15 protein-coding genes are annotated in these 17,414 nt (G+C 29.3%); 11 read left to right on the top strand and 4 right to left on the bottom strand.

Going from position 1 to position 17,414, the window contains the following annotated elements; all coding sequences use genetic code 11:
* The first annotated feature begins 23 nt into the window (after positions 1–23).
* From BMY86_RS02745 to BMY86_RS02700, 10 genes are all read left to right on the top strand, one after another.
* The gene (locus BMY86_RS02745) at positions 24–1,241 is read left to right on the top strand and encodes a DUF1015 domain-containing protein (RefSeq protein ID WP_091464830.1); all 1,218 of its coding nucleotides are present in this window, start codon (positions 24–26) and stop codon (positions 1,239–1,241) included.
* 92 nt (positions 1,242–1,333) lie between these two features.
* Positions 1,334–1,870, top strand: coding sequence for a hypothetical protein (locus BMY86_RS02740; RefSeq protein ID WP_091464828.1), 537 nt, complete (start codon positions 1,334–1,336; stop codon positions 1,868–1,870).
* A gap of 3 nt (positions 1,871–1,873) precedes the next feature.
* Positions 1,874–2,524, top strand: a complete 651-nt coding sequence (locus BMY86_RS02735) for a YggS family pyridoxal phosphate-dependent enzyme (protein WP_091464825.1) — start codon at positions 1,874–1,876, stop codon at positions 2,522–2,524.
* 73 nt (positions 2,525–2,597) lie between these two features.
* On the top strand, positions 2,598–3,959 hold the full coding sequence (locus BMY86_RS02730; protein ID WP_091464822.1) for an exonuclease domain-containing protein: 1,362 nt from the start codon (positions 2,598–2,600) through the stop codon (positions 3,957–3,959).
* A 12-nt stretch (positions 3,960–3,971) separates the two neighbouring features.
* Complete coding sequence (locus BMY86_RS02725; protein ID WP_091464819.1) at positions 3,972–4,253, top strand: GIY-YIG nuclease family protein; 282 nt, start codon at positions 3,972–3,974, stop codon at positions 4,251–4,253.
* Between the two features lie 19 nt (positions 4,254–4,272).
* The gene (miaA, locus tag BMY86_RS02720; RefSeq protein ID WP_091464817.1) at positions 4,273–5,214 is read left to right on the top strand and encodes a tRNA (adenosine(37)-N6)-dimethylallyltransferase MiaA; all 942 of its coding nucleotides are present in this window, start codon (positions 4,273–4,275) and stop codon (positions 5,212–5,214) included.
* Positions 5,215–5,332: 118 nt separating this feature from the next.
* Entirely contained in the window at positions 5,333–8,188 is a 2,856-nt protein-coding gene (locus BMY86_RS02715; protein WP_177177109.1) for a T9SS type A sorting domain-containing protein, read from the top strand.
* A gap of 36 nt (positions 8,189–8,224) precedes the next feature.
* Positions 8,225–8,881, top strand: coding sequence for a hypothetical protein (locus BMY86_RS02710; RefSeq protein WP_091464811.1), 657 nt, complete (start codon positions 8,225–8,227; stop codon positions 8,879–8,881).
* A 1-nt stretch (position 8,882) separates the two neighbouring features.
* A complete protein-coding gene (locus tag BMY86_RS02705) occupies positions 8,883–9,506 on the top strand; it encodes a hypothetical protein (RefSeq protein ID WP_091464809.1) in 624 nt (207 codons plus the stop codon).
* A gap of 2 nt (positions 9,507–9,508) precedes the next feature.
* Positions 9,509–10,234 carry an acyl-[acyl-carrier-protein] thioesterase gene (locus tag BMY86_RS02700; protein ID WP_091464806.1) on the top strand — a complete coding sequence of 242 codons (726 nt, stop codon included), beginning with the start codon at positions 9,509–9,511 and terminating at the stop codon, positions 10,232–10,234.
* Here the strand turns inward: BMY86_RS02700 and BMY86_RS02695 are convergent.
* Positions 10,231–11,256, bottom strand: coding sequence for a threonine aldolase family protein (locus BMY86_RS02695; RefSeq protein ID WP_091464804.1), 1,026 nt, complete (start codon positions 11,254–11,256; stop codon positions 10,231–10,233). The two genes, BMY86_RS02700 and BMY86_RS02695, sit on opposite strands and share 4 nt — an antisense overlap.
* Positions 11,257–11,302: 46 nt before the next feature.
* Here BMY86_RS02695 and prfB point away from each other — a divergent pair.
* Positions 11,303–12,401, top strand: a protein-coding gene (prfB, locus tag BMY86_RS02690) for a peptide chain release factor 2 (RefSeq protein ID WP_143065581.1) whose coding sequence is annotated in 2 segments (ribosomal slippage) — positions 11,303–11,365 and positions 11,367–12,401 — 1,098 coding nt in all. Because the reading frame shifts where the segments join, the coding sequence is not laid out codon by codon here.
* Between the two features lie 83 nt (positions 12,402–12,484).
* Here the strand turns inward: prfB and BMY86_RS02685 are convergent.
* The 3 genes from BMY86_RS02685 to BMY86_RS02675 form a co-directional block, all read right to left on the bottom strand.
* Positions 12,485–15,025: a zinc-dependent metalloprotease gene (locus tag BMY86_RS02685; RefSeq protein ID WP_177177108.1), complete on the bottom strand. Its 2,541-nt coding sequence runs from the start codon at positions 15,023–15,025 to the stop codon at positions 12,485–12,487.
* Positions 15,026–15,173: 148 nt separating this feature from the next.
* Positions 15,174–16,397 (bottom strand): porin, encoded by a 1,224-nt coding sequence (locus BMY86_RS02680; protein ID WP_091464798.1) that lies wholly within the window; start codon positions 16,395–16,397, stop codon positions 15,174–15,176.
* 9 nt (positions 16,398–16,406) lie between these two features.
* Complete coding sequence (locus tag BMY86_RS02675) at positions 16,407–17,219, bottom strand: DUF2490 domain-containing protein (protein WP_091464796.1); 813 nt, start codon at positions 17,217–17,219, stop codon at positions 16,407–16,409.
* Positions 17,220–17,414: the final 195 nt, after the last annotated feature.

The raw sequence follows: 17,414 nt of genomic DNA, 5'->3' as shown, positions 1-17,414 counted from the left end.
TTGTCAATTATCAATTGATATAAATGAGTAAAATAATCCCTTTTAAAGCGGTTCGTCCCACAGCAGATAAAGTTGCTTTGGTTACTTGTAGAACGTATGACGATTATAGTTCAGCGGAGCTTGCAGCTTGGTTAAACTTTAATCCGTATTCGTTTTTACACGTGATTCATCCTGCGTATGCGAATACTCAAAAAATCACAATCGACAAGCGTTTTAAAGGTGTTTTACATAAATATCAGGATTTTAAAAACGAAAATATTCTTATTTCCGAAGAACATCCTGTGTTTTATTTATACGAAATTCAGACAAAGAATCAGACGTTTACCGGAATTATTGCTGGAACTTCTGTTGAAGATTATCAAAACAATATCATCAAAAAACATGAAGATACGTTACAATTTCGAGTAGAATTATTTAAAGATTATTTACATCAAACGGGATTTAATACCGAACCTGTTTTAATTACTTATCCAGATTCTGTAGAAATTAATACGTTTATTTCTTTGCGTAAAAAAAGTGAACCAATTTATGCTTTTGCGACTCCAAACAAAGAAATTCATACTCTTTGGAAAATTGATACGGAGTCGGAAATAGATTGGTTACAACAACATTTTGAAAAAATTCCGAATTTATATATAGCAGACGGACATCATCGTTCAGCTTCTGCAGAATTATTATATGAAGAAGATAAAGGTTTAGGAAATCCGAATTTAAAATATTTCATGAGCTTTTTAATTGCAGAAAGCAATGTGAAAATTTATGAATTCAATCGAGTAATTCATGATTTAAATGGTCATTCTAAAGAAGATTTTATCAAATTAGTGGCTAAAAACTTTATTATTACGGATAAACAAAGAGAATTGTATCAGCCAAAAAGCAAATATGAATTTGGTATGTATCTCGATGAAAAATTTTATGCATTAGAATATAAATTCAAAGATAAATCGAAAAGTATTTTAGAGAATTTAGATGCTCAAATTTTATACGACACGGTTTTACATCCTATTTTAGGAATTGGCGATTTACGTAACGATGAACGTATCGACTATATTCCTGGAAAACAATCTATTTTACACATGAAAGAAAAGATTGATGATGGAGAATTTGCGGTTGGATTTATGTTATTTCCTTCAGACATTTCAGAAATTAAACTTTTAGCCGACAATAATTTAATTATGCCTCCAAAATCAACGTATATTGAACCTAAGTTCAGAAGTGGTTTGGTGGTGTATGAGTTGTAATTTTCGATTTGGGATTTACGATTTACGATTTACGAAATTTAACCTCAATCTTGTCATTCTGAACTTGTTTCAGAATCTCATAAATTTTTACCATGAAAAAAATGCTATTAATTTTATTAGTTACAACCTTAAGTTTTTCTCAAGAGAAAGAATTAACTGTTGCTCAAATTGACAGCATTTGTTCTGTGAATGAAAATTATGGATATAAAATTGGTCATTTTGAAATGGAAAATGATAAAAAAGAAAATATTGGAAAAGGTCAATATGAGATAAAAACATTTATCTATCCAAAAAATGACAATACATTTAATTATAAACCTACTAGTGACGATGTAATTAAAGAAATAAAAAACAACAAACTAATTAAAGCAATATATGTTTCCAATGTATTTCGAACAAATTTAGAAGAATCTTCAATTTATTGTGAATTATATTATTCTAAAAGTGAATTATTTTATGTGAAAATTTCACTTTTAAAATCGATACCGAATAAAGATACAATTACTGAAAATTTTGAATTTAAAATAGATAAAAAATCAAAAATTAAAAACGTAAAAAATATTCTTGGATACAATCTAAATGATATAATTCATAATTTTAATTCTGAAATTTTAGATTTTAATAATTAAATCATGTCAATAGCTCAAAACCTTACCGAAATAAAATCTCAACTTCCTGCTCACGTTACATTGGTAGCGGTTTCTAAAACCAAACCCGTTAGCGATTTAATGGAAGCCTATAATGCTGGGCAGCGTATTTTTGGAGAAAACTATGTTCAAGAATTAGTAGATAAATATGAGCAAATGCCAAAAGATATTCAATGGCATTTTATTGGGCATTTACAATCTCGTAAGGCAAAATTGATTGCTCCTTTTGTAAGTTTGATTCATGGTGTGGATAGTTTGAAATTGTTAGAAGAAATCAACAAACAAGCGAAAAAACACAATCGAATTATTGATTGTTTGTTACAAGTTCATATCGCAGAAGAAGAAACGAAGTTTGGATTGAATGAAGAGGAATTAAAAGAGATTTTTACTTCTGAAAATTTTAAAAATTTAGGAAATATCAAAATTGTTGGTTTAATGGGAATGGCAACATTTACAGATAATCAATCACTAATTGAAAAAGAATTCAAACTATTGAAAGCTATTTTTGATAAACTTCAAGTTTCAAACTCCCTACTTCAAACGCTTTCTATGGGAATGTCGGGCGATTTTCAACTGGCAATTTCATGCGGAAGTACGATGGTTCGAATTGGAAGTAGTATATTTGGAGGAAGATAATTATCAATTAGCCAATTTTCAATGTGCCAATAATTTAAAAATTAATACTAAAAACTGAACACTGCAAACTGATTTGTACTCAATAATCGACATAGAAACCACAGGCGGACAATACAACGAAGAAGGTATTACGGAAATTGCTATCTATAAATTTGATGGTCACGAAGTGGTAGATCAATTTATTAGTTTAGTTAATCCAGAAAAACCTATTCAACCTTTTGTTGTAAAATTAACGGGTATTAATAGTGCCATGCTTCGTAGCGCACCAAAGTTTTATGAAGTGGCAAAACGCATTATTGAAATTACTGAAGGCACAATTGTTGTGGCTCATAACTCGAGTTTCGATTACCGTATTTTACAAACAGAATTCAGAAGATTAGGTTACGATTTTAAAAAACCAACGCTTTGTACGGTTGAATTAGCCAAAAAAATTATTCCGAATTTACCATCCTATAGTTTAGGAAAATTGGTGCGTTCTTTAGGTATTCCAATGGCAGATAGACATAGAGCGAGTGGTGATGCCTTAGCCACTGTGAAATTATTCAAAATGCTATTGGCAAAAGATTTGGAAAAAGAAATTGTAAAGAGTTTCGTAAAAACAGAAATCAAAGCCGGATTATCACCTAAATTATTAGACATCGTTGAAAAATTACCTTCTAAAACCGGAATTTATTATATCCACAATGAAAAAGGTGATTTAATTTATATTGGAAAAAGTAAAAACATCAAAAAACGTGTGAATCAACATTTTACAGGTTCGAATTCGAAAAGTAAAAAAATTCAACGCGATGTATATGCTGTAACTTTTGAAGAAACAGGTTCAGAATTAATTGCATTATTAAAAGAATCAGAAGAAATAAAAATCAATAAACCAATTTATAACAGAGCACAACGCAAAACTTTGTTCAATTATGCAATGTATTCACATGTTGATGAACACGGATATTTGGCTTTAACTGTTGAAAAATCGGATGGTAGAAAAAAGGAAATTACTTCTTTTACAAGTTTACAAGAAGGCAAAAATATGCTTTTTAAAATCACATCTGATTATAATTTATGTCAGAAAATCAACGGTTTATACGAAACAAAAACCGCTTGTTTTCAATACAAAATAAAAGAATGTTTTGGTGCTTGTGTTCAAAAAGAAGCACCAGAAGAATATAATGCTCGCGTAGAAAATTTCATTCAAAACATGCACTTTGAAAGCAATAATATGGTGGTTGTAGATAAAGGCAGAAGTATTGAAGAGCGCAGTGCTGTTTTAATTGAAAATGGCATTTATAAAGGCTATTGTTTTTTCGATTTAAACTATCAAATTACCAATGTTGAGGTATTGAGAAATATCATCATTCCAATGCAAAATAATCGCGATACGAAAACCATTATTCAAATGTATTTGAAGAAACATAAGGTATTGCGTGTTTTGAAGTTTTAGAATTTTCAAAAAATGAAAAAAGTAATTTATAAAATTACCTATCCAAATGGTAAAATTTATATCGGAAAAGATTTAACTAATTCTATAAACTATTTTGGTAGTGCAAATTCAAAATTAATTGAATTAGATTTTTCTGAACAAGAAAGAAAGTCTTTTACAATTACCAAAGAAATACTTTTTGAATCCGAAGATATTTCAACAATAAATAAAAAAGAAGTTGAGTTAATCCTAAAATTCAATTCTAACAATCCTAAAATTGGATATAATCAATGGCCTAAATTTAAGACAGAATAACAAACTATAAACTATAAACTTGAAACAAAATATTCTCATCACAATCATCGGACCTACAGCCATAGGGAAAACTTCCTTAAGCATTGCTTTAGCGCAACATTTTGGTTGTGATATTATTTCATGCGATAGTCGACAGTTTTTTAAAGAAATGAATATTGGAACCGCAGTTCCGACCAAAGAGGAATTAGCAGCAGCACCACATCATTTTATTCAAAATAAATCGATATTTGAGAATTATTCTGTAGGTGATTTTGAAAAAGAAGCATTAGAAAAATTAGAAGAGTTATTTACAAAAAATAACATCCAAATTATGGTTGGTGGTTCAGGTTTATATGTAGATGCGGTATTAAAAGGTTTCGATGAATTTCCTGATATTGATGAAAGTGTTCGTACTGAAATAAATGCAAAATACGATGAATTTGGAATCGAATTTCTTCAAGATAAATTACAAGAATTAGATCCTGAATATTATCAAAAAATCCAAACTGAAAATCCGCAAACCTTACAGAATCCACAACGCATGAAACGTTTTGTAGAGGTTTGTTTAGGTTCGGGACTTCCCTATTCTAGTTTTATAGGTAAACGTAAAATCGAACGCAACTTCACTCCTATTGTTATTGGTTTAGAAGCCGACAGAGAAATTATGTATGGTCGAATTAACCAACGTGTTGATATAATGGTAAATGAAGGTTTAGTTGAAGAAGTGAAATCTTTATTACCAAATCAGCACTTAAATGCTTTACAAACGGTTGGTTACCGAGAATTGTTCGATTATTTCAATGAGAAAATTTCTTTAAACGAAGCTATTGAACAAATTAAAATGAATACGCGCCGTTTTGCAAAACGTCAAATGACATGGTTTAAAAGAACTGAAAATGCCACTTGGTTTGATTTTGAAACGGATAGAAATGAAATTATTAAAGTTGTTGAAAATTTAACACATAAAAACGCAACCTTTTAAGGCTTTATTCATCTTCTATAAATAAACCCTTTTATTACATAAAATTATTTTCAATATGTTTTTAAAATTCTCTTTCCTTTTAAAAAAATCAATTTTAAATAATAAATACTTTTCAATTTTGTTGATATTAATTAGTATTTCAAGTTTTTCTCAAAAAAACGAAACAAAATTTTCACCTAATGGAATTTTTGATGTAGTCTTTGATGATAAAGGAAATAAATATAATTTGTCTGATATTATTGTTGAACATTCAAAAAATGATGGTGTAGGAAAAACAAATAATTCTTCTTTATTATGTACGTCTGGTATTTTTGAATTGTATTTTGAAACTGGATCAGGTATGGAAATTGTTGGAAATCCAATTCAAGATCAAAGAAGAGCAATCATATGCCAAGCATTTAGCGATATGTCTGATTTTATTAACACACCTTTAAATAATACTGGAAACACTAATAAAGTTAAAATTTGGGTAAGAAGCCCTACTGCATTGGGATTACCAACTCAAGCTGCTGGAGCTGCTTCTTCTTTTTATAATATTCCACAACTAAATTCCATAATTCCATCCCAAGATAATCCAACTAGAGGAATTGTTGATAATGAAATTTGGAAGACTATACAGTCAGGAGTAAATTCTTATTCAAATACTATGTTTCCTTTTTCAACTACACAACAGAATCCTGATTTTTACCATGGTTATGTTTGTTTTAACTTTAATAGTACAATAAATTGGAATTTAGATTTAAATAAATTCGACTCAAGTACAGGTTATGTAACTAATAGTGTTGATTTTTATACAGTTGTGATTCATGAATTGACACATATGTTAGGATTCAACACATTAATTGATTCAAATGGGTATAGTATATTAACATATACTTCAAATATGAATATATTAGGTTGGTATTATTCTCGTTATGATAAATTTTTGAAATCCTCTTCAAATGTATCTTTGTTAAGTAATACATACTCTGGTTCTTCCAATTGTCAAATGTATGATTATGTCTTTAATCCAAATGTTTCAAATTCTGTAATCTATCCTCAATGTTCATCGGGATCAACATTTCAAGGTAATACTGGACTATTTAATTGTTCAACATCAATAGTTTACTCAGGTAGTGTAAATATACCTGTTTATACTCCACCATGTTATGAACCAGGAAGTAGTTTAAGTCATTTTGAAGATGCTTGTTATAATGGTAATACAAATGATCAATATTTTATGATGAGTGATAGAGCAAGTGGAACTTTTGCTAAACGATATTTAAAATCTGAAGAGCGATTAACTTTATGTGATATTGGATATAGTTTAAAAGCAACTTTTGGAAATAATGCCAATCATACTTATGTAAATTATAATACATCTGTTTGTAATGGAATTGGAATTGGAGGTGTAAATGATGGGTTAAGTAGTACGGGTAGTTTTTTATATGAAGGTCTTTCAGGTACTCCTATTACGATTAGCGGAATACTAAATAATGATTATACAAATGGTCAACCGTCAAACATGAGATACGAATTTGTACAAGATTTATTTGATTTAAATGCTATTTTTTCTCAAACTACTGGTGCAAATAATCAATCTTTTACATTAAAATCATTTGTTCCTGGTTTACATTTATTACGATACGTACCTTATGATATTAGCACAGGTAAAAGAGGAAATATAACATATATATTTGTAAATGTATTAAATAACTGCATACAAAATGATATATGTAGTTTGGTAAGAAATGGAGACTTTGAATCACATAATTATCCACCTACTTATAATAGTCAAGTGTATAAAGCTTGTGGATGGAATAATTCAAGTTATCATGCAACTGCAGATTATTTTAATTCAGATTCTACAAGTGAATTTTATAATATTCCATGTAATTTTAAAGGTTTTCAATTAGATAAAATTCCTGGTAATCACGCATATGTAGGAATGGTTATTGCTACAGGTAGAGCTTATGTTTTACAAAACGTTTACTCAGAATCTATTAAAACTGAATTAGTTAGTTCTTTAAAACCAAACACAACATATACTTTAACTTTTGATGTTTCTCTTGCAGAAAAAAACAGACAAAGACCTATAAAATTTCAAGCTTTAATTACTGATACTGATTTGCAATTAACAACAGGAGGTATTATTCCTAATAATTTTATAACTAGCAATGTAGTTTTTTTAACCAATTCAACATTTTCAAATGTACTTTCGTCAAGCAGTAACGGATGGGAAACAATAAGTTTCACTTTTACCACTGGCAGCAATCCTAATTTAAAATATTTACATTTAGGTGCATTAAATAATATTTCAAGTCAAATAGAATCAATTACAAATATTGATTGTAATAATGTAGCTGTTTCTAATAGTTCAGAAGCATATTATTATTTAGATAATGTAAAGTTAGTGGAAGTATATTCAACTAATTATTTGAATGCAATTAATGATGATTTTACAAATTCTCCTATTAATGCAACGAATGGTGGATTGACATTAAGTGTTTTTAATAATGATTATTATAATGAAATATTAAATAACCAATCTAGTATTTCAGCTGTTACATTTACTTTAATTCCACCAATTCCTTTATCTGGTGCAACCATTAATAATTTAGGACAAATAAGTATTCCATCCAATACAGTTCCAGGAAACTACTCCTTTAATTATAAAATAAATACGGTTGGAAATTGTACAAATGATACAGCAACAGCACTAATATCAGTAAATAATAATTTGTTTAATGATGATATTTCAAATGATTCATTTGAAATTTACCCTAACCCTACTTTTAATTCAGTTTATTTTGATAATAGTAAAGAAAATTTTCATAGTGTTACAATTTATAATGTTTTAAGTCAGAAACTTTATTCTCAAAATATTGGAATTTCTGAAAATGAAACTATTAATTTAGAAAGTCTTTCAAGTGGAGTGTATTTTCTAAATTTTTATGGAATTAAAAATAAAATTGTAAAAATAATTAAGAAATAGTTGAAAATTTAAACATACAATAATAAAATAAAAATCATGAAGTATCTTTTATCTTTTCTGTTATTTTTATCTATACTATTTCTTTCATGTGATAGAGAATATGATGGCGAAAACAGAATACAATTTAAAGGTAAAATTATTAACGAATTTAATCAACCTCTAGCCAATCAATCTATTAAAGTCTATAGTTCGTATGATGATAATTATACAGAAATAGATAGAATAGGAATAGGAAATACTGATTCAAATGGTAATTATTCCATTTTAATTCCTCAATCTAAACATGATGGTCATTATAATGTTTATATTAATGAAGAAGTGACTTCAACTTCAGAATTAACAAATACTACGTTTGTTAATATTAAAAATATTTCCATTTTAAATTATAGCATGCAACTACCTACAGCAAAACTATTTTTAAAAGCGAACTTATCGAATCTAAACTTGACTTTTAATAATACAACTTCACAAAAGTCTTTAGAAGAAGTGCAATTTATTGGAGAAATTGCAAACGAATGGATTACATTTGAAGATGAAATGCCCTCAAATGAATATCTAAAAAAAGTCAAAAAAAATCAGACAATCGAAGTCAAATATAAAGTTTATAATTATGCCACTCAAACGAGTACAATCTTTTCAGAATTTATTATCATAGGCAATTCAGAAAATATTTACCATACAATCATTTTTTAAAATGAAAGCAACTTTTTTAAAATTATCAATTTTATTTGTACTTATTTCTAATGTTTCATTGGGTCAGGAAAAAAATATAGATGAAAAAAATGTAGAAAAAGAAAAAGTAAAAATATTTTCAGATTTTCAAATGGCTCCGAATATGAAAATTTTCACAGGAAATAATTTTTTAAGCGATGGACATGAAGCCACTTATTTTGGTTTTCATTCTGAATTGAATTTTGTAGAATACAAAAACTTTGTATTTGGTGGAATTTATGAAACAAATGTTTCAGAAGTTGAAAAACCAGAAATTGTTGGAAATTTTAATTCTATCAGCCTTAACCAATATGCTGTAAGTTTATCGTACAAGTATAATTTTAATGATTATAAATTTACTATAATCCCAAAATTATTAGTTGGAGATGTAAAAACAAAACAAAGAGCTCCAGGATATTATGCCCGAAACAATGGAGATTATTGGGGGATTTGTGGAGAATTTGACTATAATATTTCTCGAAAATTTGCTTTTTTTACATCAATTGGATATAATTTTTATACCTTTAAAGTCCAAACCATACCTGAATATATAAACTATTTTAATAAATCAAATGCTTTAAATATTTCATTAGGTATTAAATTTTAAACATGCCCGTTTCTCCAAATTTTACCTCAAAATACCAACACAATTTCGAAATCGGATTTCAGCATTGTTATCCAAATGGATTTTTAAAACATACCGAAATCTGTAATTTATTTCAGATTGTAGCAGGAATTCATGCCGATTTAGGCGGAATTAGCTATTTAGACATGCAAGAACATCATCAAGCTTGGGTTTTGAGTAGAATGCGTGTTGAAATTACGAAATTACCAAAATGGAATGATGTTGTAACGATTAAAACTTGGATTAAAACCTTAGAGAATTCTCGTTCCATTCGTTGCTTGGAAATGTATTTAAATGATGAAAAATTGGTCGGTTGCGAAACATTTTGGGTAGTCATTAATACTAAAACCAGAAGACCAGATAGTTTGGCCTTACCACATGAACACTTTGAAAAATTTGATACCGATAGCATTTCAAATCCAATTCAAAAAATAACTATTCCTGAAGAATTTACTTTTAAAAATGAGAAAACAATTCAATTATCAGATATTGATATTGTAAATCATGCTAATAATGTCAAATATTTAGAATGGTGTTTGGATGTGACAGATATAAGATTGGTTTTAAATAATCACATCAAAGCGATAAACTTAAATTACATTCAAGAATTAAATTATAAAGATGCAATTGAAATTCATCATACCGAGAGTTCATTCTTAATTACAAAAGAAGGAAAAAGTTGTTTTGCTTTGGAAATCGAAACTAATTAAAAACTTATCTTACTCAACGTTTCCATTACATAATCATGCATAACTTGCTTGTAATCCAAGTGAGTAACCATTCGTAATTTACCTTGTCCCATATTGCTAATATTGATATTCTTTTCTTTCAATTTATCCATAAATTGAGTTTCAGTAATACCCGATTTCAATGTAAAAATAACAATATTCGTTTCTATAGGTTCTACTTTATATATGAAAGGTAAAGTTTCAAGAATTTTTCCTAACTCTTTCGCTTTTCGATGATCTTCTTCTAAACGAGAAATATTATTTTGTAACGCATACATTCCTGCAGCCGCTAAATATCCAGCTTGACGCATTCCGCCACCAAATATTTTACGAATACGAAGCGCACGTTTCATATCTTCTTTCGATCCAATTAATACCGAACCAATTGGTGCACCTAATCCTTTCGATAAACAAACTGAAATTGTATCAAACAATTCGCCGTAAATTCTTGGATGTTGTTTTTTAGCCACTAAAGCATTCCACAAACGCGCTCCATCCAAATGAAATTTTAAATTATGTTTCGTACAAACATCTTTAATTTTACGTAAATCTTCAATATCATAACACGCACCACCACCTTTATTTGTTGTATTTTCAACACAAACTAACTTGGTCATTGGAGCATGATAAAATTCTGGATCATTAATCGCTCTTTCAACTTGTTCTGCTGTAATCATTCCGCGATTTCCATCAATCAAATTACAAGAAACACCACTATTAAACGAAACACCACCAGCTTCATATAAAAATACATGTGCCCATTTATCACAAATTAATTCATCACCAGGATTGGTATGTAATTTTATAGCCGTTTGATTAGCCATAGTTCCTGAAGGAAAAAACAGCGCTGCTTCTTTACCAAATAAATCCGCTAAAGTTTCTTCTAACTCATTGACTGTCGGATCAAGCTTAAACACATCATCCCCTACTTTTGCATTAAACATAAATTGCAACATTTCTTGAGTAGGCTTGGTAACAGTATCGCTGAATAAATTAATTTCCATAAATCGTTTGAATAGTCTATTTTTGTTGTGTAAAACTACAAATAAAATGGTAAATACCGAACAAATTAAGGACATTATTAATCGCCTTGGAGCGTTAAGGAGGTATCTTTGACGTTGATGCCAAACTAATTGAAATTGCTAACGAAGAGGAAAAAACCTTTGCACCAGACTTTTGGAACAACGCTAAACAAGCGGAAATAGTTGTAAGAAACCTACGTTCTAAAAAGAAATGGGTAGATGATTATAAACATTGCGAAGAGTTAGCAGAAGAATTACAACTTACATACGATTTCTATAAAGAAGAAGCAGTTTCTGAAGAAGAGTTAGATGCTATTTTTGAGAAAACCATTTCCAATATTGAAGACTTAGAGTTTAGAAATATGCTTTCGGAAGAAGGTGATAATTTAAGTGCTGTACTTCAAATTACCGCTGGAGCTGGAGGTACAGAAAGTTGCGATTGGGCAAGCATGATGATGCGTATGTATTTAATGTGGGCCGAAAAACAAGGTTATAAAGTTAAAGAACTGAATTACCAAGAAGGTGATGCTGCAGGAATTAAAACCGTAACATTAGAAATTGAAGGTGATTTTGCATTCGGATATTTAAAAGGTGAAAATGGCGTACATCGCTTAGTTCGTATTTCTCCATTTGATAGTAATGCAAAACGTCATACTTCGTTCGTATCTGTTTATGTTTATCCTTTAGTTGATGATACGATTGAAATTGAAATTAACCCTGCAGATATTGAAATCACTACTGCTCGTTCAAGCGGTGCTGGTGGTCAAAATGTAAATAAAGTAGAAACAAAAGTTCAATTATATCACAAACCAACTGGAATTCAAATTCAATGTTCGGAAACACGCTCACAGCATGACAACCGCGACAGAGCTATGCAAATGTTACGTTCGCAATTGTATGAAATTGAGTTAAAGAAAAAAATGGAAATGCGTGCTGATATTGAAGCCAACAAAATGAAAATTGAATGGGGTTCACAAATTAGAAACTACGTTTTACATCCTTATAAATTGATTAAAGATGTTCGAACAGGTTTTGAAACGTCCGATTCAGATGCGGTTTTAAATGGAGAAATTGATGGTTTCTTAAAAGCTTATTTGATGATGATGGGACAAAAAGAAGAGGAATAAATTCAAGTTGACAAAAGTAAAAAATAAAAAAAGCCTTCCAAATTGGAAGGCTTTTTCATTGTAATAAATTGTAATAAATTTAATTATCTATTTGGGTTTAATGCTTTATCAATTCTTGCAACTAAATCAGATATATGAAACTTACTTAATCTATCAGTTGCTAATGCATTAGCTGCTCTTAATTGACTTCTTAATTCAATTAAATGTCCACGAGAAATTGAAGGTAAATCTGTATCTGCAATAACGATTCTTCTTCCGTTAAAATTAGCAGAAACATTTTTATCTACACTTATAGCATCAATCAATTTAGAAACAAATGCTTTTTGTAAATTTCTTCTGTAAACGTCAATTGCAGTATTTGTTCTTAATTCTGAGAAAATACCTTTCTTTAAATCGCTTAATAATTCATCAATAGAATAATTTGCTTTATTTAATGATGAAGTTTCCATTAAACGAGCCATTCTATCGTAAGATAATAAACTTGATAAAGTTCCATCTTGGATACCTTTCATTAATTCGACACCATTATCTGGATTAATTTTCGCAATAATGTTTTGATCTAATAACCAAGTTGGCGTTTTAAATAATTGCTCATTTAAGAAAGCAACCGCTTCATTTTGAATTGAAGAAGGAACGATTTCATATTCATTTCCTTCCATATCGTAAGTTTTTGGAGTTTCATAAATACCACCAACGTTTTTAGTAACGTGACCCATATATCTACGGAATTGTCCCACTAACGAATTATATAAACCTTCTAATTCAGAATAATCTTCTCCTTTTTCTTTACTCCACTCAATTAAGTTTGGTAAAATTCTTTTTAAGTTTTTGATACCATATTCAGAAGCTTTCATAGCGTTATCACCTAAATCTTCTGTTTGATAGCGAGGATCGTAAGGACTAGTTTCTGTTCCGAACCATAATCTACGGTTTTTATAAGCATCTTTAGTCATTTCATTTAATAATGCTTTTTCTTCTTCTTCAGATTTCGCACCATTAAAATAAGAATAACCCCATTTGATAGCCCATTTGTCGTAATCACCAATTCTTGGGAATAAATCTTTTACATTATCTTCTGGCTGCGCAACATAATTAAAACGAGCATAATCCATGATTGAAGAAGTGTGACCATTTTTCTTTTGGAATTCTGGATTTCTTAACATTTCAACTGGAGTAGCAAAACTTGCTCCCATATTATGACGTAATCCTAATGTATGTCCAACTTCGTGAGCCGCAACAAATCGGATTAATTCACCCATTAATTTATCGTCAAACTTTTTATTTCTAGCTTTTGGATCAACAGCAGCCGTTTGAATTAAATACCAATCGCGTAATAAACTCATGATATTATGGTACCAACCAATGTGAGATTCCATAATTTCACCTGTTCTTGGATCGTGAACATTTGGTCCGTACGCATTTTGAATTTCTGCAGCGAAATATCTTAAAACTGAAAAACGTGCATCTTCTAAACTCATAGAAGGATCATTTTCTGGCCAATATTCACCACGAATTGCATTTTTCCAACCTGCAAATTCAAAAGCTTCTTGCCAATCATCAATACCTTGTTTAATGAAAGGTTTCCATTTGTCTGGAGTTGCTGGATCTAAATAATATACAATTGGTTTTTTAGGCTCAATTAATTCACCTCTTTTTTGTCTTTCTGCATCTTCAGCATTCTTTGGTTCTAAACGCCATCTTACTGCAAAAATATCTGTATCTGATTTTTGAGAATCTTCTTCAAACACATCATAACCATTCGCAAAATAACCTACTCTTTTATCAAAAGTACGTTTACGCATTGGATTTTCTGGTAATAAGATGAATGAAGTATTTAACTCCATTGTTATTACACCTGCATCAAGAGCAGCTGGAAAATCAGTTCCAATTTTAGGCATTGGAGTTCTTGAAATTTGAGGCGCTTGAGTTGTAAATGTTTTGGTAGTTCTAATTTCCGTGTTAATTGGGAAACTTTTTATAAACTGAATAAACGATTTATCTTTTTGAAAAGCTTGAATACTTAATAATTGTTTATTGATTGGATTCAAAGAAAACGTTTGTAAATCTGAATCGAAAGCAGCAGTCATATCAATTACACTACCTACATTTTCTTTTCCGTTTTCATCTTTTTTATATGCTAAAATATCATAGATTCCGATAATAGGATCAGCACTTGAATTTTTAACCGATTTAGTAATAGGTTTGTTTTCATCTGGCGACATAATTACATACGTGATAGAACGTAAGATAATGGTGTTGTTTTGACCTTTTTCGAAACGAACAACTTGACGGTTAATTTCTTCTCCACCAAAAATTCCTCCACCAGCTGGTGTTTTAGAATATCTAGTGATAGTCATAATTTCTTTTCCAATTAAAGCATCAGAAACTTCAAATAAATACTTATCGCCAACTTTGTGTACATCGATAAGTCCTTTTTGAGTAACCGCAGTAGAATCAATTACTTTCTTGTAAGGTTTTGGTTCTTTTTTACCGTCTGGCTTTTTTACATCAGCGGCAACTGGTTGTGGAGCATTTTTGTTCTTTTTGTTTTTCTTTTGTGCGATACTTTCTGCACTTGTTAGAAGAAAAACACATAAAAGAATCTGCAATGATTTTTTAAGCATAAAATAAAGTTTAGTTAATTATTAACTAATCTGTCTGAAAAAAAATTTTATGTTACTTGATTTTAGTTTTTTTAAGGTAATTTTAACATTTAACAAAAAAAAACCGACTTCAAATTGAAATCGGCTTTTTAATTAACTTAGCTAACTATTATATTCCAATTTCAACTTGGAAACGTAAATACCAATTGTTTTTTGTAGTTCCGTTAATATATTCTAAAGTATCGAATGTAACTTCACTTTGTAATTTAAATGTATGTTCCCAAATATATTTAGTGATACCAAATGATAATTGTTTAGAATTTGGCGCATAATTTTTAATATCTTCTCCTACTTTTTGAATCGAATATCTTGTAATAAACTCATAGTTTGAAGTTGTATTATAACTTAATTGATAATCAAAACCATTACCTACATAGGCATAATTTGATTTTGTAATATCAGTTGGATCAAAAGTAACTGCATTTTCAGTTGTGGTTCTCGACATGAAACTCGACATTGCAGCCCAACCATTATATTTAAACATCGCATCTAACATAACTGAACGCATCGTTCTTTTTTCATATAAGTCGTTACCTAATTGACCTTGCGTTCTTCTCGCATGATTATTTTGTTGAAAAGCACCTGAAAACATTAATTTAGGTTTCTTTTCTCTCATAATATCTCCTTCAAAATAAGTACCATCTTTAGTAAAAGAACCTAATGGCAATATTTCAATTTTTCCAGTAACTGCAACACCATCATCAGGTTTTTCTGTTGAATTTCTTCCTTCTCCTGTTGAAACGGCTCCTTTGAAATTGTAGGAGAATTTATCTTTTTTCTCATTTAAATTATGAATTTGAAATCCAAAATCTCTATCAATTGTAAAACGTGCATTATTAATTGAGCGATCTGTTAGTTGTAAACCTCCAGATGAATTAACACGTTGTCTGTTTCCTGGTAATTTTGTTTGTCCGAAACTGAAATTCCATTTTTTATTTGGACGATACATAAATACCGCATCTCTAATTATGTTAATATTTTCACCTTCTTTAATTTCACCTACATCTCCAGGAGCAAAAGACAATTGTACAGCATATAAGAATTTCGGGTTTCCAACATAACCATCAAAACGTAAACGTAAACGTCTAATTTGACCATCATAAGTTCCGTTTTCACCTTCATTATCTATGTAAGTTACACGGTTTTGCATTCTGAATCTAAGGTTCAATTGATATAAACTATCTGGTGAAGTTATTCCAATTCCTTTACCTGTACTGAAATATGGTAAAGTTGATAATTTTAGATCATTATTAGAATCTTTATTGTCTTGAGCTTTTAAACTAAAGTTTACTACAAGAAAAAATATTAAAATAGTTTTTATTTTATTTAACATGGTTATTTCTTATTTTTTAAAAAGTTTTGAAAAATCAATATTATGTGTTAAAGCCACTTGCATTGTATGATTATTTTCTTTGTGTAAACCATCACCTTTTTCAATAAATTGATTCATATATCCTAATTGAATATTTGTATCTTTAGTAAATCTCCAACCTAATGCTAAATACAATCTATTTTGATCAAATACATTAGAAGTAACATGACCACCTAAATTCACAAAAATTTCATCTGCTGCAACTAAAAACAAAGTATTATCTTTCATTTCAGATTTAGTTAATGGAACTTGCATTCTAAATCTATATCTAGCTCTGTTTCTGTATTTCCATAATCCTTCAGCAGGATCATCATATCTAAAAAAACTTGGTTCAGAAGCTGTTCCAAAATTTTTAAAAGATGCAATCCATCTTTGTTCTAGTCTAAATCTACTATCATAATGAAACCTTCCAACATGCTCATGTTTAATAATAAATTGTTCCCAGATTCGTTGTTCATTGAATTTGTAATTATTATACTTAGAAGGTATTTCTTCTGCAAAATCGCCGTATGCAAATGTTTCAATGTAAGACCAACCAATAGAAGTAGAATAACTCTTATTTATATTATAATCGATACCTAATCTAACTTGATTTTGCATTGGACTAGAAAACCCATCATTTCTTCTAAATTGATATTCCGTATGAAGTCCCCATTTATCTGACAGTTTATGATTTCCTGTATAAAAAATCCATCCATTAAATTGATCTACTTTATTAGTTTGAGCAGAAAGATTAAAAATTGTAAAAAAAACAAATAGGTTAAGATAAATTAATTTTTTCATTTGTGCTTGTGTTGTTGTGTTAAGAATTAGTTGTTGTTTTGTTTTGATAGTGCAAAATTAATGTTAACAACTTGACGAATACTATATTTTATATTAAGTTATCTTTAAGTTATTTGGGTTTAATTTTACAATTTCTTAACAATAAAGAGGTTTTAAAAAAAAATCCGCCTTGAAAATTCAAGGCGGATTCATATA

Source organism: Flavobacterium urocaniciphilum, from assembly GCF_900110615.1.
In the GTDB taxonomy this organism is placed as follows: domain Bacteria; phylum Bacteroidota; class Bacteroidia; order Flavobacteriales; family Flavobacteriaceae; genus Flavobacterium; species Flavobacterium urocaniciphilum.
Note: the sequence above shows the minus strand (reverse complement) of the source record. Positions and strands in the feature narration are given on the sequence as shown.